Below are 18605 nucleotides of genomic sequence, written 5' to 3'. Positions count from 1 at the left end.
GCGCCCCTTGGCGCAACGCGCAGCGGTGCGAGAGAAGGGGGAAGGGCCGCCGGGACTCAGGAGGTGTTCGTTTCATTGCGGACGCACGCTGATCTCGGCGCTGGTGATGGCCTGCATGCCGGTGGCCGTGTGCACCAGCAGCGCGCCCTCGTCGCTCACGCCGTGGGCCGTGCCCTGCTGGCCATTGCTGAGGGTCACGCCGCGACCGGCCAGCACGTCGCGGCGGGCAAAGCGTGGCTGGAAGGGCGCAAAGCCGTGCTCGGCAAAGCCCAGCAGGGCCTGCACCAGGGGCAGCGCCAGCCGCTTGAGCGCCCGCGCGGCGCTCAAGGAGGTGTCCACCTCGCGCAGGCAGGCCGGCGGCGTGGACAGGCCCTCCGCCAGCACCGGCAGCACGTTCAGCCCGATGCCCACCACCACGTAGCGCGGCTGCTCGGCGGTCTGCGGGCCGGTGGCAAAGCTGGCCGTCTCCACCAGAATGCCGCCCAGCTTGCGGTCGCCGGCCAGCCACAGATCGTTGGGCCACTTGAGGCGGATGCGCGGCTCGGCGCCGGTGCCGTCCAGGCACTCGGCCACCGTCACGCCCACGGCCAGCGACAGGCCGGACCAGCCCTGCGGCGCCAGCGGCAGGCCCAGCGAGAAGGTCAGCGCCGGCACCACGCCCGTGCCTTCGTACACACCGGCACTCTTCCACTGCCGGCCCAGCCGGCCGCGCCCCGCCGTCTGCGTCTCGGCCACCAGCAGCGTGGGCTCGGTGCGGCCGCCCCGTGCGCGGCGCATCAGCTCGCTGCTGGTCGAGTCGACACTGGCCAGCACCTCGACGGAAAAGCCCGGCAGCAGCGGCTCGATCTGCTGCCAGATGTCCTCCGCCGGCCAGGCCGGGATGAGGGCAGCGGCTCCGCTCATGCGCGCGGCCCTGGCGGCGACCAGCCGCGCTTCGGGGCCAGCAGCGTGCCGCGGCAGTTGGCGGCGCCGCACCAGCAGGGGTATTCGGCCTTGAGCTTTTTGGTGTAGCGCTCGTCGATGATCAGGCCGTAGTCGTAGTTCAGCTCTTCGCCGGCTTCGATGTTGCGCAGCGCGGTGATGAAGATGCGGCCGTCCTGCTCGTCGGCCCAGCAGTTGGGGTCGCAGCTGTGGTTGATCCAGCGCGAGGAATTGCCGCCGAACTTTGCGTCGATCACGCGGTCTTCATCGACGTGGAAATAAAAAGTGTGGTTGGGCTGCTTCGGGTCGTGCGGGTGGCGCGCCTGGGCTTCGTCCCAGCCGATCACCTCGCCCGTGTATTCGATGATGACCTCGCCCTCGGCGATGGGCTGCACGGCGAATACGCCCTTGCCATGCACGCCCGAGCGCCGGGTCTGGATGCGCCGCCCGTCGGTGGGCTTGAGAGGGGCTTTGGACTGGGGCGGCATGGGCGGAAAAAACTCTGTTAGCGTGGATATGCACACAGGTGTGCGCGTGCGTGCGCACGCGAAGGCGGCCATTGTAGGCAACGGCCCCACAAGGAACAGACAGCAGCAACAAACATGAGCAAGACGCTGGTAATCGCAGAAAAGCCCTCGGTGGCGCAAGACATCGTGCGCGCCCTCACGCCCGTGGCGGGCAGGTTCGACAAGCACGAGGATCATTTTGAAAACGAGCGCTACGTGGTCACGAGCGCCGTGGGCCACCTGGTGGAAATCCAGGCGCCCGAAGAATTCGACGTCAAGCGCGGCAAGTGGAGCTTTGCCCACCTGCCCGTCCTTCCGCCGTACTTCGACCTGAAGCCCGTGGACAAGACCAAGAGCCGCCTGAACGCCGTCGTCAAGCAGGCCAAGCGCAAGGACGTGACGGAGCTCGTCAACGCCTGCGACGCGGGGCGCGAGGGCGAGCTGATCTTCCGCCTGATCGAGCAGTACGCCGGCGGCGCCAAGGGTGCCTTGGGCAAGCCGGTGCGCCGCCTGTGGCTGCAGAGCATGACGCCGCAGGCCATCCGCGACGGCTTTGCCAACCTCAAGAGCGACGCGCAGATGCGCGGCCTGGCCGACGCCGCGCGCAGCCGCAGCGAAGCCGACTGGCTGGTGGGCATCAACGGCACGCGCGCCATGACGGCGTTCAACTCGCAGGGCGGCGGGTTCTTCCTGACCACCGTGGGCCGGGTGCAGACGCCCACGCTGTCGCTGGTGGTCGAGCGCGAGGAAAAGATCCGCAAGTTCATCGTGCGCGACTACTGGGAGGTGCACGCCGGCTTTGCGGCCGAGGCCGGCCAGTACCTGGGCAAGTGGTTCGACCCGCAATGGAAGAAAAGCGATGACCCGGAAGCCCGCGCCGACCGGCTGTGGGTGCAGGCCGAAGCGCAGCGCATCGCCGACGCGGTGCGCGGCAAGCCGGCGAGCGTCACCGAAGAGGCCAAACCCACCACGCAGGCCTCGCCCCTGCTGTTCGATTTGACCAGCCTGCAGCGCGAGGCCAACGGCCGCTTCGGCTTCTCGGCCAAGACCACGCTGGCGCTGGCGCAAAGCCTGTACGAGCGGCACAAGGCGCTGACCTACCCGCGTACCGATTCGCGCGCCCTGCCCGAGGACTACCTGCCGGTGGCCCGGGACACCTTCGGCATGCTGGCCACCAGCGGCATGCGGCACCTGGCACCCTACGCCCAGCAGGCGCTGGATGAAGGCTACGTGCGCCCCACCAAGAAGGTCTTCGACAACAGCAAGGTCAGCGACCACTTCGCCATCATCCCCACCACGCAGGCGCCCAGCGGGCTGTCCGAGGCCGAGCAAAAGCTCTACGACCTGGTGGTGCGGCGCTTCCTGGCGGTGTTCTTCCCCAGCGCCGAGTACCTCGTCACCACGCGCATCAGCCGCGTGGAGGGGCACGCCTTTCGCACCGACGGCAAGGTGCTGGTCAAGCCCGGCTGGCTGGCCATCTACGGCAAGGAAGCCGCCAACGAGACCGACGGCGGCAAGGACGGCGAGAAGGGCCAGCCGCTGGTGGCCGTGCGCCCGGGCGAGCGCCCGCTGGCCGAGACGGTGGAGGCCAAGGGCCTGAAGACCAAGCCCCCCGCCCGCTACTCAGAAGCCACGCTGCTGGGCGCCATGGAATCCGCCGGCAAGCAGGTGGAAGACGAGGAGCTGCGCAGCGCCATGCAGGAAAAGGGCCTGGGCACGCCGGCCACGCGCGCGGCCACCATCGAAGGGCTGCTCACCGAGAAATACATGCTGCGCGAGGGCCGCGAGCTGATTCCCACGGCCAAGGCCTTCCAGCTCATGACGCTCTTGCGCGGCCTGGGCGTGCACGAGCTGTCGCGCGCCGAGCTCACCGGCGAGTGGGAATACAAGCTGGCGCAGATGGAGCGCGGCGAGCTCGCCCGCGATACCTTCATGCAGCAGATCCAGGCCATGACGGAAAAGATCGTCCGAAAGGCCAAGGAATACGACCGCGACAGCATCCCGGGCGACTACGCGCAGCTTGCATCGCCCTGCCCGAACTGCGGCGGCGTGGTCAAGGAGAACTACCGCCGCTACGCCTGCACCGGCAGCAGCGGCAGCGCCGAAGGCTGCGGTTTTTCGTTCACCAAGTCGCCCGCCGGGCGCACCTTCGAGACGGCCGAGGCGGAGGCCCTGCTGCGCGATCGCCGCATCGGCCCGCTGGAGGGATTTCGCTCCAAGGCCGGCTGGCCGTTCACGGCCGAGGTGACGATCGTGCGCGATGAGGAAGCCGGCAACTTCAAGCTGGAGTTCGACTTCGGCGACGACGCGGCGGCCGGCGAGGGCAGCGGCGAGGCGGTGGATTTCAGCGGCCAGGAGAGCCTGGGCCCGTGCCCTGTGTGCGGCGCGCCGGTGTACGAGCACGGCAGCAACTATGTCTGCAGCCGCGCCGTACCCACGCAGCAACAGCCTGTGCCCAGCTGCACCTTCAAGAGCGGCAAGATCATCCTGCAGCAGCCCGTGGAGCGCGCCCAGATGGCCAAGCTGCTGGCCACCGGCAAGACCGACCTGCTGGACAAGTTCGTCAGCCTGCGCACGCGCCGCCCGTTCAAGGCCTTCCTGGCCTGGGACGCCAGCGCCGGCAAGGTCAACTTCGAGTTCGAGCAGCGCGACAGCAAGTACCCGCCGCGCAAGACGGCGGCGTCGCCTGCTAGCAAAACGGGAGCTGCCAGCGCAGGCAGGACGGGCGCTGCGGCCAAAAAGGCCGCAAAACCCGCGGCGAAGAATACCGCCGCCACCAAGACCCCGCGCAAGCCCAGCACGGCCGCCGGCAAGGTGCCCAGCGCCCTGCTGGCCGCCGTGATCGGTCCGGAGCCCGTGCCCCGCACCGAGGCCATGAAGAAAACCTGGGACTACATCAAGGCCCACAACCTGCAGGACCCGCAGGACAAGCGCACCATCGTCGCCGACGACAAGCTGCGCGCCGTCTTCGGCAAGGACCGGGTGGGCATGTTCGAGCTGGCGGGCATCCTGGGCAAGCACCTGGGGGGCGAAGGGTGATGGCGACAGGGCGCGCCGCCGCTGCCGCCGCGCGTTGCGTGCTGGCCACGCGGGCCCTTGCCGCCGCGCTGGGCGGCTGCACGGCCACGAGCGGCACAGCGGCGCACCAGCCCGGCACGGCAGACAGCCAGCAGGGCGACAGCAGCGGCGTCACCGTGTTCGGCACGGTGGACCTGAGCGTGGGCCGCCAGCGCTCGCGCTGACGGCCCAGCTCTCACCCCCATGCGCAGCCCCCGCGAACGCGTCGCCTGGACGGCCCTGGCCGTGCTGGCCCTGGCCGGTGCCGTGGCGGCCTGGTGGACATCTGAGCAGTGGCTGCCCCACACCGGCCCCTGGACCGAGCACGTCTGGCGCAAGATCACCCGGCCGGGGCCGGAAACGTTGCCGCGTGACAAGGGCGGACAGCCACGGCCTGCGGCGGGGGCTGCCCGCGGCGCTGCTGCGGGCTCGTCCGAGCCGCCTGCGCCACCCCGCAAATGCGTGCGTGGAAGCTCCGTCGTCTATACCGACCAGCCCTGCCCGCCAGGCAGCCGCGAGGCAGTGGTGGACGGAGCGGTGACATCCCTGCCGCCTCCGCAGCCATAAACGGTCTGGAGGGTTTGCGTGCGTGCCAGCCTGTACGGCGGTGACTGCGCGGGCGTGTGGCTCCTGGGCTATAACCGTCCGGTCATGAACCACGTACGCATCTGAGCCCCCATGGCCACCGTGATCCCCTCGCTGAACGCGTGCAAGCCGCGCATGACGGCCGGCGAGCGGCGCCTGGCCGAGCGCCTGGAGACCAAGCTGGAGGACGACTATCTGCTGTGGTACGACGTGCCCGTCGGCCCGCGCCAGGTGCATCCGGACTTTATCGTGCTGCATCCCAGCCGCGGCTTGCTGATCCTGGAAGTGAAGGACTTTCGCCTGTCCACCATCGTGCAGGCCGACCGGGACAGCTGGACCATCCTGGACGGCGCCACTGGCCAGCCCAAGTCCATCCAGTCTCCCGACGCGCAGGCGCGCAGGTACGCCCACGAGGTGCTCGATACGCTGCGCCGCGACCGGCGCCTGGTGCACCTGGAAGGTCCGCGCAAGGGCGAGCTGGTCTTTGCCTGGAGCTATGGCGTGGTGTTGGCCAATATCACGCGCAGGCAATTTACCGACGCCGGGCTGGCGCAGGCCGTTGCCGCGCGGCGCGTGATCTGCAGCGACGAGATGACCGAGGGCGTCGATGCCGAAGAATTTCAGAGTCGGCTGTGGGAGATGTTCCCCTACGAGCGCTACCAGACCCTGGGCCTGCCGCAGCTGGACCGCGTGCGCTGGCTGCTCTTTCCGCAGGTGCGCGTGCCCGAGCAGGCGGGGCTGTTCGACGACACCGCCGAGGACGCGCAGGTGCCCGACATGCTGCGCGTGATGGACTTGCAGCAGGAGCAACTGGCGCGCTCGCTGGGCGATGGCCACCGCGTCATCCACGGCGTGGCCGGCTCGGGCAAGACCATGATCCTGGGCTGGCGCGCCGAGCACCTGGCGCGCGCCAACGCCAGCGGCAAGCCCATTCTGGTGCTCTGCTACAACGAGCCGCTGGCCGTGAAGCTGGCCGCCACCATGGCTGCCAAGGGCTTGCGGGAGCGCGTGCACTGCCTGCACTTTCATAAGTGGGCGCGCGCGCAGCTGGTGGCCTTCGGGCTGGCGCTGCCGCCCGCGCAGCTGCCGCCCGATGCGTTCTTTGCCGACATGGTGCAGCGCGTGATCGACGGCGTGCAGCGCGGCCACGTTCCGCAGGGCCAGTACCTGGCCGTGCTGATCGACGAGGGGCACGACTTTGCGCCCGAGTGGCTCAAGCTCGTCACGCAGATGGTGGACCCGGCGACCAACAGCCTGTTGGTGCTGTACGACGACGCGCAAAGCATCTACGAGCGCGGCCGCAAGAAGAACTTCAGTTTCAAGAGCGTGGGCATCCAGGCGCAGGGGCGCACCAGCATCCTGCGCATCAACTACCGCAACACGCGGCAGATCCTCGCGGCCGCGCACGCCATGGCCGGCGGCCTGCTGACCGCCGAGGACCGCGACGACGACGGCGTGCCGCTGGTGCAGCCAGTCAGCTGCGGCCGGGACGGCCCCGAGCCCATCGTGGTCGACCTGCCCGGCCTGCCCGAGCAGGCGCACCGGGTGGCCGAGCTGCTGCAAGGCGCCTACACCGACGGCTTCGCCTGGGGCGACATGGCCGTGCTGTGCCGCGATGCCAAAGCCCGTGACCTGTGCGCCCGCACCCTCGCGCGGCGCGGCCTGCCAGTCCAAAACCGTCTGCGCGCGGGCGTGTACGACCCGCTGGCGAATGCCGTGAAGGTAATGACCATGAAGGTCAGCAAGGGGCTGGAGTTCCCGGTGGTGGCACTGGTAGAAGGCGAGGCGGGCCCCTCACCTGAACCTGAACAGGCCGCGGTCGAAGCGCGGGTGCGCTATGTGGCGGCGACACGGGCAACGCATCGGTTGTTCCTGACGACGATCAATACCGAGAACTCACCGCATCCCACTTCCTGAACCTGGTCACCATGACACTGCCCGAGGGTCTCTATGACCTCTTGATGACCGACTCGCTGCTGAGCGACACGGCAGCGCAGCACAGGACTCTCGCCGTACTGCCGCCCGACGAAGCGGGGCCACGCCTGGCGCAAGCCATTGCGCAGCAGTTGGCGCAAATACTGGACGGCATCGAAGGCAGCGCCTCGGAGCGTCAACTCCGCCAATTGCAGTTGTCGAATGCGCTGTTGCTGCACGCCCGCCAGATCCTCCATCCGGCCGCGCCGGAGATCGAGACCCTGGCCCAGCCCCTGGCGGTGCTGCGGGCCGTTCACGCGCCGAGCCAGGTGCCGCAATGGCCGCAAACCGGACTGGTGCTGCCCTGGCTGTTCACGGCCGGGAAGGGCTCGCCCTCCTTGCTGTATGAGTTGCGAAGGGAGCTGTCCGCCTGCGACCAGGTGGACATCCTGGTCAGCTTCATCACGCATTCGGGCGTGCGCAAGCTGCTGGATGTGCTGCAGGCAGCCACGGCCGTCGATGCCAACGGGGCGCCCCGCACGCGGGTGCGCATCATCACGACCACCTACACCGGCGCCACCGAGATCCGCGCGCTCGATGCGTTGGCTGCGCTGCCTGGCTGCAGCATTCGCGTCTCCCTGGATGGGCGACGCACCCGGCTGCATGCCAAAGCCTGGCTGTTCCAGCGCCGCAGCGGTTTTGGCTCGGCCTATGTCGGCAGTGCCAACCTGTCCGGCGCCGCGCTCATGGGCGGCCTCGAATGGACCGTGAAGTTCACCGAGCGCGGCCAGGCCGACCTGTTCGAGCACGCCAAGGCACACTTCGAGACGCTGTGGGAAGACAGCGAATTCCAGCCCTATGACCCGGCCAATGCCCAGCACCGGAAAGCCCTGGGCGAAGCCCTGCGGCGCGAATCAGGCCAGGACCTGATCGCCCGCCCGACGTATTTCGACCTGCAACCCAAGCGCTACCAGCAAGACATGCTGGAGCAGCTGCAGATCGAGCGCGAGCACGGCCGCTGGCGCAACCTGCTGGTGGCGGCGACAGGCACCGGCAAGACAGTGGTGGCGGCCTTCGACTACCGGCGCAGCTGCGAACAACAGGGTGGCCGTCCGCGCCTGCTGTTCGTGGCGCATCGCCAGGAAATACTGCGCCAGGCGCTGCGCACGTTTCGCGAGGTGCTGCGCGACCACAGCTTTGGCGAGGTGCTGGCCGATGGCAGCAGCCCCGCTCAGCACGATCACCTGTTTGCCACCATCGACAGCGTCACCAGCCGCGAGTTGGCACGCCAGCACGGCGCCGACCATTGGCACAGCGTCGTGGTTGATGAGTGCCACCGCCTTGCCGCCGACCGCTTTCATGCCTTCGTCAGCGCCATTCGCCCCAAGGTGTTGCTAGGGCTGATGGCAAGCCCATCCTGCCTTATTTCGATAACCGCCCGGACGGCTCACCGGCCGTGGAGATGCGCCTGTGGCACGCGCTGGATTTGCAGCTGCTGTGTCCTTTCGAGTACTACGCCTGCGACGACGAAACCGATTTTTCCAGCGTGCCCTGGGACCAGCCAGGCGAGCTGGCGGCGCTGGACCGGCTGGTGACCGGCAACGACGTGCGTGCCCGGTTGGTGCTGCAGGAATGGCATCGCCTGGCCGACGATCCCCGGCGGGGCAAGGCCTTGTTGTTCTGCGTATCGGTGGCGCACGCGGAGTTCATGACGTCCAGGCTGCTCGCGGCCGGCATCGCAGCAGTGTGCGTGGTGGGCAGCACGCCTGCCGAGGTGCGCCGCAGCGCGCCCGAACGTCTCGCACGTGGCGATATCGCTGCCATCGTGACTTGTGATCTGTTCAATGAAGGGGTGGACCTGCCATCCGTTGACACCTTGCTGCTGCTGCGTCCAACGCAAAGCCCTGTGTTGTTTCAGCAGCAGATCGGCCGCGGCCTGCGCCTGGCGCCGGGCAAGCACAGTTGTCTGGTGCTGGATTTCGTCGGCCACCGACGGCAGAGCTTCCGATTCGACCGCCTGTTGGGCACGCTGACCGGCCTGCCCCGCGCCCAGCTGGCGCAGGCCGTGGAGCACGGCTTCGGCCAGTTGCCGCCTGGCTGCCACATCCAGTTGCAGCGACAGACCCGTGAGCAGGTGTTGGGCAACCTGCGCCAGCTGCTGCAATTCAACTGGCGCCGCCTGCGCTCGGAGCTGCAAACCTACGCCGTGTTGCGCGGCCGCGGCGCGGTCACCCTCACCGATTTCCTGCGCGAACAGGCCGTGGAGCTGGAAGACATCTACCGCAGCAGCGGCACGCGCTCAGGCTGGACCCAGCTTCAACGCGACGCCGGCCTTCTGTTTGGGCTTGCCAGCGCAGAGCAGGACCGGATGGGAAGGCGTTTCGCCGACCTGCTGCACTTCGACGAACCCCAGCGCATCGACCAACTGATTCGCGTGAGCGAAGCGCATGCGACGTACCGCCCCAATGGCGCGCAGGAAAGCACGCTGTTGCAAATGCTGGCCTACCAGGTGGAAGGGGCAGGAACGCAGGCTGGCAGCGGCGAGGAGTTCATGAGCCGCCTGGGAGGGTTTCCCGAGCTGTGCGCCGAACTGGGTGAGCTGGCGCAGGCCCTGGCTTCGCGTCCACTCAGGCCCGCGCTGCCTCTGCCGGGTCTGGAGGATGTACCGCTGACGCTGCACGGCAGCTATGGCATTCGTGAAATCCTGACTGCCGTCGGCTGGCTGCATGCACGGCATCGCTCGCCCTTTCAGGCGGGTGTGCTGGCGCTGCACGAGCGCAAGGTGGAGTTGCTGTTCGTGACCCTGGACAAGCGCGAGGGCTACCACGAGCGTATTGCCTACCGCGATTACGCCGTCAGCCCCGGGCGCTTTCACTGGCAGTCGCAAAACTCGGCAGGCCCTGCCACTGCGGCGGGTCAGCGCTATCTGGGCAGCCCTGGCAATGGCTGGAGCTTTCAGCTTTTCGTGCGCGCCAGCAAAGGCGCCCCGTACCGGGCCTGCGGGCCCGTGGTGCGCGAACATGCGGAGGGCAGCAAGCCCATGACTGTCCATTGGTCCCTGCAAGTGCCGCTGCCTGTGCGGCTGTATCAGGAATTCAGCGTGCTGCGCGATGCCTGATCCAGCGGCAAGCCCCGCATGGCGCGGCTCACGCCCGTCTCGATGGCATCCAGCGCTTGCAACGGCACGCGCTGCGCGAACTGCTTGCGCCGGTGGTTCGACAGCTTTCCGCCGTTTTGGAAAATCGTCACGATCAGCGTGGTCAGGTCGCTGCTTCGCACGTCGTGGCGGTCGTTGATGAAGAGCGATACCCGGTCGAACAGGGCGAGGAAGTCCACCTCCTGGCGCAGGTCAGAGATGGCATAGCTTGCGGGTATAGACCCCGTTCGGCCCGCTGCGGGCCAGCTCGGCCAACTGCTCAGGCGGGATGCGGCGCAGCGCCACAGCCAGCAGGTCCGGCCGGACGCCCTCGTGCTTGATGGCAAAGAGCGCCTGGGGCAGCAGCTCCTGCGCGGGCACCAGCCGAGGCGGCACCAGCAACGCCCCTTCGGGCAGCCGCTCGATACGGCTGACGGGCGCTGCGCGCGCCTGCTGCGTACCAAGGAAATCGGGCGTGTCCAAAGCTTGCTGGATCCACGCATAGCCAACAGCGCTCATGCAGATGACCTTTGGGGCAAGGAAAAATCTGCAGTGCTACAACATTTCTTGCAGAAATCCGCTTTTCCCAGATTTTTTCTTCAGTTTCAGCTTCGGCACCGCGTCAACGGCCCTCCAGCCCCTGCGCCTCACTCACCCGCGCCGCCTCCTCAAACCGATCCACCCGCCTGAGCAGCGGAAACACCTTCATCCACGCCGCCACCACCCCCAGCGTGCACACCCCGCCCAGCACCGCCGCCTGCACCGCACCCAGCCACGCCGCGCTGGTGCCGGCGCGAAACTCGCCCAGTTCGTTGGACGAGCCGATGAACAGCATGTTGACCGCGTTCACGCGCCCGCGCATCGCATCCGGCGTGGAGAACTGCACCAGCGTGCCGCGGATGTTCACGCTCACCATGTCGGCGGCGCCGGCTATTCCCAGCATCAGGCACGACAGCCAGAACCAGTGCGACAGCGCGAACACCAGGTTGGCCGCGCCGAACACCGCCACCGCGGCGAACATGGTGCGCCCCACGTGGCGCGAGATCGGCCGTACGCTCAAAAGCAGCCCCATGCCCACCTCGCCCACCGCCATGGCGCTGCGCAGCGCGCCCAGGCCGGCGGGGCCCACGTGCAGCACCTCCTGCGCGTAGATGGGCAGCAGGGCCACCACGCCACCCAGCAGCACGGCAAACAAGTCCAGCGAGATGGTGCCCAGGATGATGGGCCGCGTGCGGATGAAGGTGATGCCGGCGCCGAAGCGCTCGGCCATCGTGCCCTGGGCCTGCACGCGCGGGCCGGCGTGGGGCACCGCCACCCGGCGCAGCAGCACGGCCCCCAGCACGAAGCAGGCGCAGCACACCGCATAGGTCAGTCGCCCGCCGCCCAGCGCGTACAGCAGGCCGCCCAAGAGCGGCCCGCCCACGGCCGCGCCGCGCATCAGCATGCTGTTGGCGGCCATGGCCTGCGCCAGCTGGCCGCGCGGCACGATCTGCGGCAGCAGGCTTTGCAGCGCCGGCCCCGAGAACGCGCGCGTGCAGCCGTACAGCACCAGCACGGCATAGATGCCCGCCACGCCGCTGGCGCCGTGGCCAGACAGCCACCACAGCAGCGCGCTGCACAGCGCCCCCACCGACCAGCTCGCCGCCAGGATGCGGCGGCGGTCGAAGCGGTCGATCAGGTCGCCGGCCGGCAGCAGCAGGCTCAGCATGGGCAAAAACTGCGCCAACCCCACCCAGGCCAGCGCCAGCGGCTCGCGCGTCAGGTCATACACCTGCCAGGCGACGACCACCGCCTGCACCTGCGTGGCGACGACAGCCACCATGCGCGCGGCCAGGAAGGCGGTGAAGCCGCCGTTGCGAAAGACGCTGCCCGTTCGTTCAGGTTGCGAAGGGGAAACGGAGGACGGAGCTTGCGGTGGGGCCATGGAGTGCGTGAAAGCAACGCGCGGCGCCGCTTCGGTGCGCCATTGGGCCACGGAGGCCAAACCCCAGGCTGGCCGGGGTGCATGGCACGAGAGGGCGCGGCCACGGGGCCGCGTCGCCTCTCAAAAGAAAGACAAAGAAAGCGCCGCGTGCTGCGGCGCCGTGCGTCAGGCCTGGGGCTCGACGAAGGTCACCTGCATGTTGACGCGGTAGGCCGAGACGCGGCCGCCCTCCACGGTGACTTTCTGCTCCTTGATCCAGGCGCCGCGCACGCTGTTGGCGTCCTTGCATGCCTGTTGCAGGCCGTTGTTGATGGCGTCCTCGAAACTCTTGGGGCTGGTGGAACTCACTTCGATGACTTTGGCGACGCTCATGGATCACTCCTGGGGTATGGCTGATGGAGCCGTCGATCCTAGGCAGCGCCCGCCGCGCGCCCTGTCGGACGTCTCGCCACGCGCCAGTCGGCCTGCTGCGCGGCGCAGACTCCTGCGCGACGGGCGCCGCATTGGCTGCGCACTACGATGGCGCGGGCGCGTGCCACTTGCCCGCGCCTTTCCTGCTTCCACTCTTTTTCAACCCGCAAAGGCCACGGTCAACACCATGTTCAGCCACGTCATGCTCGGCGCGAGCGACCTCGAGAAATCCCGCAAGTTCTACGACGCCCTGCTGGGCGCGCTGGACATCAAGCCCGGCTTCACCGACCCGAAGAACCGCACCTTCTGGCGCCACGGCGGCAATACCTTTGCCATCACCGCGCCCATCAACGGCGAACCCGCTTGCCACGGCAACGGCAGCACCATCGGCTTTGCTGCCACCTCGCCCGAGCAGGCCCGCGCTGCCCACGCCGCCGGCGTCGCCGCAGGCGGCACCGACTGCGAAGACGCACCCGGCTGGCGTGGCGAGCAGGGCGCCGGCGGCATGTACCTGGCCTACCTGCGCGACCCGGACGGCAACAAGGTCTGCCTGCTGCACCGCCCGCCCAAGGCGGCCTGACCATCGCTGCCGGCCGCTGCGCCGGCAAAAGCACTGCAGATTTGATAGCTGCCAGCGCTTGTGTATAAAGGGTTTGAGCCTGATTTCATTGAAAATCGGGCTCAAGCCCTTTTTGTTGTTTGTCAACCCTCGGGGTTTCCGTCAGCCAGCCATCAGCGGGTGCTCTTATAAAGTGTTTCCGATTGAAACCTTGATGAGCCGAGAGGGAGGCGATGGCAACGTTGATGTCGGCCGGCACGATGGCCGGCCGGGGCACCCCCGGCGAGCGCCGTCTGGCCGAGCGGCTGCAAAAAAAACTGCACCAGGACTGGCTGCTGTGGTGGGACGTGCCCATCGGCCCCCAGCAGACCCGGCCCGATTTCGTGCTGCTGCACCCGCAGCACGGCGCGCTGGTGCTGGAGGTCAAGGACTGGCACCTGCAGACCATCCGCAGCGCCACGCGCGAGCGCTTCGAGATCGCGCCCGAAGGTCAGCCGCTCAAGGTGGTCATGAGCCCGCTGCAGCAGGCCCGCCACTGCGTCATCCAGGTGGTCAACGCGCTGGAGCGCGACGCGCAGCTGGTGCAGCAGGGCGGCCCGCACCAGGGCAAGCTGGTGCTGCCCTGGGGGCACGGCGTGGTGCTGACCCAGATCACCCGCCAGCAGTTCGACGCCGCCGGGCTGGGCGCGGCCATGGCGCCGCACCTGGTCGTCTGCAAGGACGAGATGCTGGAGAGCGTGGACGCTGCCGCCTTCGCGCAGCGCCTGCACGCCATGTTCCCCCGCCGCTTCGGCGCGCCCGGCCTGACGCCGCAGCAGCTGGACCGCGTGCGCTGGATCCTCTTCCCCGAAGTGCGCGTGCCGCAGCAGCAAAGCCTGTTCGGCACCGGCGGGACCGATGAGGACGCCCGCCTGCCCGACCTGATGCAGGTGATGGACCTGCAGCAGGAGCAGCTGGCCCGCAGCCTGGGCGACGGCCACCGCGTCATCCACGGCGTGGCCGGCTCGGGCAAGACCATGATCCTGGGCTACCGCGCCGAGCACCTGGCGAGGACGCAAACCGCCGCCAGCAAGCCCATCCTGGTGCTTTGCTACAACGAGCCGCTGGCCGTGAAGCTGGCCGCCGACATGGCCGCCAAGGGCCTGCACGAGCGCGTGCACGTGCGCCACTTCCACAAATGGTGCCGCGACCAGCTGATGCAGCACCAGCTGCTGCCCGAAGGCAGGCAGCGCAAGGCGGTGGCCAAGCTGATGGACGAGTACGTGCAGGGCGTCATCGCCGGCGTGGCGGCGGGCCGCATCCCCACCGGCCAGTACCACGCCGTGCTCATCGACGAGGGCCACGACTTCGCGCCCGAATGGCTCACGCTCGCCACGCAAATGGTGGACCCCGCCACCAACAGCCTGCTGCTGCTCTACGACGACGCGCAGAGCATCTACGACCGCACCCGGACCAAGAGCTTCAGCCTGAAAAGCGTGGGCATCCAGGCCGCCGGCCGCACCACCATCCTGAAGATCAACTACCGCAACACGCGGCAGATATTGCAGGTGGCCCACCGCATGGCCGGTGACCTGCTGCAGCCCGAAGACGCCGAAGGCGGAGACGACGGCATCCCCCTGCTGCAACCCCAGAGCTGCGGCCGCGAAGGCCCCGAGCCCATCGTCATCGACGACCTGCCCACCCTGCCCGAGCGCGCGGCCCGGGTGGCCGAGCTGCTGGCCGACCAGTACGCCCAGGGCCACCCCTGGGGCGATATGGCCGTGCTGTGCCGGCATCACAGCGAGATGGAAGCGTGCGCCGCCCTGGCACGCAAGGGGCTGCCGCACCGGGTGCGCAAGCGTTCAGGCGACTATCGGCTGGAAGAGGACGCCATCAAGGTGACGACGATGCACGCGAGCAAGGGGTTGGAGTGGCCGGTGGTGGCGGTGATGGGTGAGCGCGGTGTTGGGGAGGAGAAAGGTGTTGAAAGCGGGGTTGCGATATTAGAAGCGCGGGTGTTTTATGTGGCAATGACGGGTGCTACGCAGAGTGTGCTGATTGTGTGAGCTGCGACTAGAGGGCTTATGGCTGATTTCGACCTCTTGCGGCTCATTAGCATCAGGAGAAGTCGTCCTTCGTCGAGGCAACTCAACGGTGGTCTGACAGTGCGTTTGACAAGGGCTCGCCTGCATCTAGTGAGTGGATTGACTGTTAGACTGGAGGACTACTTGTTCCGATTTTCTTGTTGCGCGAATTTTCAATACACGGCTTTTCGGTAAGCGCCCATCTGTGTAGCCAAACCCGTGTGTTTTGTGTCGTAATAGCACCAGACTAAATGAATGAAATTGCACTTCTTCTATGTGGCGATCAATCAGAGGGAACTGGAAAAATTGCCCTTAACCAGCTTGGGAATTCACTTCGGAATTTCTCTACCAAAGCGGCCAATTTTTTAACCGAAAGCATCACAGACGAAGCCCTCAGTTTTGGGCCCTTTTGCTCCCGTGTTCTATTAGAGAATGGCTGCGCTGCACTTGTAGGACGCCTCGACTCATTCCGCATGCTCTATTTGAGCGAGTTCCAAGCACAGCCGGAGTATGAGCCAGGGAAGCGTGCGAAATCAGCTTTTGCTTGGTCAGGTGATGTGATGCCTGACGAAAAACCTAACCAAGCTTTGTGGAGTATCGACCACGATCTTCCCAAGATTAGTCGCGCATTGTTTTCCAAGCACTTTGAGCATATCTTCTGGAAACCTGCAATAAATCGAATGATTGACTACGTCTCTAGCCATGATTCTGACCCGTTGTTGTCCGATATTGTCGGCATTGATCCAGACCGGTTCATGGATGAAGCTAAGGGCAGAAGCGCGCAGCTCTATTCGGTTTTGTCGAAGGGCGTGCACTGGGAGTTTTTCACGACCGCGTTGCTATTTGACGAAGCCACTGTTAAAAACTCCATTCGGGAAACATTTTTGCTTGTAGCAAATCTCGGGCTAATCTCCCATTTTGTGCATACCGCCTATGCCTCCCTCCCGCCTAGCGAAGCAGTCAGATGCTACAAATCAATAAAGAGGCTTATACCTTGAACACCGCTAACTATACCGATTTGGACCCTGGGCTCATCCTCGCTGCGGAAGAGTGCCCGCCCGGTCAGTTCGATAAATATCACAAATTTTCGTCACACGACGAAGTTATCATCCGAAAGTTGAGCGCTCACGGGCCAGTCCTTGTGCGAGGAGGTCGAGGCAGTGGTAAGAGTGCGCTATTGATTGAAGCTTTTCGACGGATGAGAGTATCGATGAGTGTACTTCCTGTCTATGTCAGCTTGCGCTATCTTCCGTTGCTGCAATCAGACGGCAATGAATACATCGGCCACTTTTGCGTTCTTCTTTCGCAAGCAATTCAACGGGAGCTCAGCGCGCGAAATCTCGAATACGACTTCGCAGATGCGACAGATCAAGTGTCGCTTCAGTTCGGCCTGACTGCTTTGGCGCAGGGCCTGAACATGAGAATTGTTTTATTATTCGATGATGCGGCACATATTGGTCGCGAAAAACCTCTTGAAGTCTTTTTCGACTTATACCGTACTTTGTCGAGTAGCCTCACCTCCTGCAAGGCATCAATCTATCCCGGCGTGACGAAATTCGGTGTTCGTTTCGATGTTTTTAATGATTCTACCGTCATCGACATTGGTCGATCCGACATAACTTCTGCCCCCGACTTCTTTCCGGACGTAGTAAAGGCCCGATATCCCCGACTGTCCGATCGCGCTAATTTTTCGGATCGGCTAGCTCCATCGCAGTTTGCCAACCTTCTTGGGCGCGCCGTGGTTGGTAATCTTCGTGGGTTTATATTGGCCTGCAATAGGTTTGACGATAAGGATAAAATCGGCATTCCAGAGGTGACGCAGTGTCTGCTTGAAATGGCTTCTGATTATTTCTGGCCATTGATGGATGAGGTGGCGCCGAAATTGGGTATCTACGAGGCGCTTATTGATCCGGCTAGAGAGGTTTTTGGCGTAATTGTTGACCATGGGACGAAGCCGGTTAAAAGCAATCTCCGAACTACTGCACAAGATCGAGTTTTGATCCATCGGCAGGTAGTTAGCCCATACTTAAAAATATTTGAAATTCTAGAATATCTCGGCTTTGTGGCAAGACGTGAGGCTTCGCGGGCATTAAAATCCGGAGGGAGAGGTCCTATCTTCGCGATAAATCTCTGCAGTTTGCTTGAGGCAACGCCAACGAGGCGGTTGACTTTCGAAATGATTGAAGAATGGCTACAGACCGTATCAGATCCTGCCGAGTTGCATATTTCAGGGGCGCCGTTTCAGGCAATAAAGTTGCCAGAATTGCCGGATGAAACCGGACTGGCAATCCTCAATAAGGAAATTAATGTCCTCGGGCGGTCTCCGGCTTACCCATACGGTTTAACTGATCCCATAATTCAACGCCTAAAGGCAGCTGGCATGACGACTGTAGGGAAGCTCGCCAACGCGACCGACGAGGAACTTGACGATATTGACTATATTGGCGAGGTGAAGATCCAAGTTATTCGCGAAGTTGTCTCCCAAGCCATTTGGATGTAGTAGTCTATCGGAGTACGGCAGGGTTCAGGGGAATGCGTCTTGTAGGCGGTGGTTGATAATTAAATTAGGGTCTTAGGAAGCAAAATAGCTCAAAGCGGATTGTTTCTCAGCAACGAGAGCAGTGCCTTGTAGAGGTTTTGGTTGCGATAGTTGAAGCGAAACTCAGTCTCCTTCAGGTGCAGGTAAAACGTCTTGCGCGGCACGCCGTTGAACTGCGCCGGGCGCCGCTTGGCAAAGCTCCAAAAGCTCTCGATGCCGTTGACATGCACCGAGCCGCGGGCGAACTCGTTGGCTCCGTGGCTGACGCGAAAGTGTTTGTCAAAGCCCACATCCACCAAGCCGTCATAGCCGCGCCAGCGATCGGTGTGGATGACGCTGGCGATGTCCGCCTTGCCGCGGATGATGGCTTGCAGCGTGCGTTTGGAGGCGTCCGGCACGATTTCGGTGTACACGCAGTCGCCGCGTTTGAGCAGACCGAACACGACTGTTTTGCGGCCCGCGCCGCGCCCGCGCAAGCCTCGCACGCGCCTGGGGCCAAAGTACGACTCATCGGCCTCCAGCTCACCGACGAGTGGCGACAGCGCCTCGCAGTGCTCGGCCATCCGGGCGCGCATGCGCAGGTAGATCGCATTGATCGAACGCACCGATACGCCGCAAAGCTCGGCACAGTCCGTGGCAGTCAAGTCCATCGCAAACAGCCGCACGATCTGGCGAAACTTGGCCTCGCTCAGCTTGGAACGCCTGAAGTACGTGTTTTTCTGAACCACGATAGGAAGTTAGTTCATTCGAAAGATGAGTTTGCTTCCTAAGACCCTAAATTATTTGCATTTCTGATATAAAATTTCAAGAAGCATAGGATCTAAATAGAATGGCGGTAATTATTTTAACTGGAAAGACGAAAATGGTTGGAGACAGGCGTCGAGGGACTTGTTTTTGGAGTTCATATTGAATGGCTGGTGACGACTAATAGGAAGCGTCGACTATCAATTATTGGGCTGCCTTCTACTCAATGATGAGTCACTGAAATTT

16 protein-coding genes are annotated in these 18605 nt (G+C 64.9%); 9 read left to right on the top strand and 7 right to left on the bottom strand.

Annotated elements, in window-relative coordinates; all coding sequences use genetic code 11:
• Positions 1-72: 72 nt before the first annotated feature.
• Together C7H73_RS01245 and C7H73_RS01240 are read right to left on the bottom strand one after the other, a co-directional pair.
• Entirely contained in the window at positions 73-903 is an 831-nt protein-coding gene (locus C7H73_RS01245) for a biotin--[acetyl-CoA-carboxylase] ligase (RefSeq protein ID WP_106844990.1), read from the bottom strand.
• Positions 900-1409 carry an SET domain-containing protein gene (locus tag C7H73_RS01240; RefSeq protein WP_106844989.1) on the bottom strand — a complete coding sequence of 170 codons (510 nt, stop codon included), beginning with the start codon at positions 1407-1409 and terminating at the stop codon, positions 900-902. The genes C7H73_RS01245 and C7H73_RS01240 overlap by 4 nt, the downstream gene beginning before the upstream one ends.
• 114 nt (positions 1410-1523) lie before the next feature.
• On the opposite strand from C7H73_RS01240, the gene C7H73_RS01235 reads away from it, so the two are divergent.
• The 5 genes from C7H73_RS01235 (at position 1524) to C7H73_RS15680 (ending at position 10101) form a co-directional block, all read left to right on the top strand.
• On the top strand, positions 1524-4466 hold the full coding sequence (locus C7H73_RS01235) for a DNA topoisomerase III (protein WP_106844988.1): 2943 nt from the start codon (positions 1524-1526) through the stop codon (positions 4464-4466).
• Entirely contained in the window at positions 4466-4669 is a 204-nt protein-coding gene (locus C7H73_RS01230; RefSeq protein ID WP_106844987.1) for a hypothetical protein, read from the top strand. Before C7H73_RS01235 ends, C7H73_RS01230 begins: the two co-directional genes overlap by 1 nt.
• A 493-nt stretch (positions 4670-5162) precedes the next feature.
• A complete protein-coding gene (locus C7H73_RS01220; RefSeq protein WP_193483933.1) occupies positions 5163-6986 on the top strand; it encodes a DEAD/DEAH box helicase in 1824 nt (607 codons plus the stop codon).
• 11 nt (positions 6987-6997) lie between these two features.
• A complete protein-coding gene (locus C7H73_RS15685) occupies positions 6998-8578 on the top strand; it encodes a DEAD/DEAH box helicase family protein (RefSeq protein ID WP_227001384.1) in 1581 nt (526 codons plus the stop codon).
• A 113-nt stretch (positions 8579-8691) separates the two neighbouring features.
• Positions 8692-10101, top strand: coding sequence for a DUF3427 domain-containing protein (locus C7H73_RS15680; RefSeq protein WP_264371572.1), 1410 nt, complete (start codon positions 8692-8694; stop codon positions 10099-10101).
• Here C7H73_RS15680 and C7H73_RS01210 read toward each other — a convergent pair.
• From C7H73_RS01210 to C7H73_RS01195, 4 genes are all read right to left on the bottom strand, one after another.
• Complete coding sequence (locus tag C7H73_RS01210) at positions 10071-10319, bottom strand: hypothetical protein (protein WP_106844985.1); 249 nt, start codon at positions 10317-10319, stop codon at positions 10071-10073. The genes C7H73_RS15680 and C7H73_RS01210 overlap by 31 nt on opposite strands.
• Before the next feature lie 13 nt (positions 10320-10332).
• Positions 10333-10638, bottom strand: coding sequence for a hypothetical protein (locus C7H73_RS01205; RefSeq protein WP_106844984.1), 306 nt, complete (start codon positions 10636-10638; stop codon positions 10333-10335).
• 103 nt (positions 10639-10741) lie between these two features.
• Entirely contained in the window at positions 10742-12043 is a 1302-nt protein-coding gene (locus tag C7H73_RS01200) for an MFS transporter (protein ID WP_106847481.1), read from the bottom strand.
• Between the two features lie 165 nt (positions 12044-12208).
• Positions 12209-12415, bottom strand: a complete 207-nt coding sequence (locus C7H73_RS01195) for a dodecin family protein (protein ID WP_106844983.1) — start codon at positions 12413-12415, stop codon at positions 12209-12211.
• Positions 12416-12641: 226 nt separating this feature from the next.
• Here C7H73_RS01195 and C7H73_RS01190 point away from each other — a divergent pair, with 226 nt between their 5' ends.
• The 4 genes from C7H73_RS01190 (at position 12642) to C7H73_RS15440 (ending at position 17576) form a co-directional block, all read left to right on the top strand.
• Positions 12642-13034, top strand: a complete 393-nt coding sequence (locus C7H73_RS01190) for a VOC family protein (RefSeq protein ID WP_106844982.1) — start codon at positions 12642-12644, stop codon at positions 13032-13034.
• A gap of 212 nt (positions 13035-13246) precedes the next feature.
• Positions 13247-15058, top strand: a complete 1812-nt coding sequence (locus C7H73_RS01185; protein WP_106844981.1) for a 3'-5' exonuclease — start codon at positions 13247-13249, stop codon at positions 15056-15058.
• A gap of 269 nt (positions 15059-15327) precedes the next feature.
• A complete protein-coding gene (locus tag C7H73_RS15445; RefSeq protein ID WP_157948303.1) occupies positions 15328-16074 on the top strand; it encodes a hypothetical protein in 747 nt (248 codons plus the stop codon).
• A 212-nt stretch (positions 16075-16286) separates the two neighbouring features.
• Positions 16287-17576 carry a hypothetical protein gene (locus C7H73_RS15440; protein ID WP_157948302.1) on the top strand — a complete coding sequence of 430 codons (1290 nt, stop codon included), beginning with the start codon at positions 16287-16289 and terminating at the stop codon, positions 17574-17576.
• An 89-nt stretch (positions 17577-17665) separates the two neighbouring features.
• On the opposite strand, the gene C7H73_RS01180 is transcribed toward C7H73_RS15440, so the two are convergent.
• Positions 17666-18343 carry an IS1595 family transposase gene (locus C7H73_RS01180; RefSeq protein ID WP_106844980.1) on the bottom strand — a complete coding sequence of 226 codons (678 nt, stop codon included), beginning with the start codon at positions 18341-18343 and terminating at the stop codon, positions 17666-17668.
• Positions 18344-18605 lie beyond the last annotated feature (262 nt).

Origin of the sequence: Pulveribacter suum (genome assembly GCF_003013695.1) — a bacterium.
GTDB classification, from domain to species: domain Bacteria; phylum Pseudomonadota; class Gammaproteobacteria; order Burkholderiales; family Burkholderiaceae_C; genus Melaminivora; species Melaminivora suum.
This window is presented reverse-complemented; position numbering and strand designations above follow the sequence as displayed.

Coding starts and splice junctions, on each gene's coding strand:
- C7H73_RS01235 (WP_106844988.1), top strand. CDS start 1,524: ATGAGCAAGACGCTGGTAATCGCAGAAAAGCCCTCGGTGGCGCAAGAC.
- C7H73_RS15685 (WP_227001384.1), top strand. CDS start 6,998: ATGACACTGCCCGAGGGTCTCTATGACCTCTTGATGACCGACTCGCTG.
- C7H73_RS01185 (WP_106844981.1), top strand. CDS start 13,247: ATGGCAACGTTGATGTCGGCCGGCACGATGGCCGGCCGGGGCACCCCC.
- C7H73_RS15445 (WP_157948303.1), top strand. CDS start 15,328: ATGAATGAAATTGCACTTCTTCTATGTGGCGATCAATCAGAGGGAACT.
- C7H73_RS01220 (WP_193483933.1), top strand. CDS start 5,163: ATGGCCACCGTGATCCCCTCGCTGAACGCGTGCAAGCCGCGCATGACG.
- C7H73_RS01230 (WP_106844987.1), top strand. CDS start 4,466: ATGGCGACAGGGCGCGCCGCCGCTGCCGCCGCGCGTTGCGTGCTGGCC.
- C7H73_RS01200 (WP_106847481.1), bottom strand. CDS start 12,043: ATGGCCCCACCGCAAGCTCCGTCCTCCGTTTCCCCTTCGCAACCTGAA.
- C7H73_RS15440 (WP_157948302.1), top strand. CDS start 16,287: ATGAGTGTACTTCCTGTCTATGTCAGCTTGCGCTATCTTCCGTTGCTG.
- C7H73_RS01205 (WP_106844984.1), bottom strand. CDS start 10,638: ATGAGCGCTGTTGGCTATGCGTGGATCCAGCAAGCTTTGGACACGCCC.
- C7H73_RS01190 (WP_106844982.1), top strand. CDS start 12,642: ATGTTCAGCCACGTCATGCTCGGCGCGAGCGACCTCGAGAAATCCCGC.
- C7H73_RS01245 (WP_106844990.1), bottom strand. CDS start 903: ATGAGCGGAGCCGCTGCCCTCATCCCGGCCTGGCCGGCGGAGGACATC.
- C7H73_RS15680 (WP_264371572.1), top strand. CDS start 8,692: ATGACGTCCAGGCTGCTCGCGGCCGGCATCGCAGCAGTGTGCGTGGTG.
- C7H73_RS01195 (WP_106844983.1), bottom strand. CDS start 12,415: ATGAGCGTCGCCAAAGTCATCGAAGTGAGTTCCACCAGCCCCAAGAGT.
- C7H73_RS01240 (WP_106844989.1), bottom strand. CDS start 1,409: ATGCCGCCCCAGTCCAAAGCCCCTCTCAAGCCCACCGACGGGCGGCGC.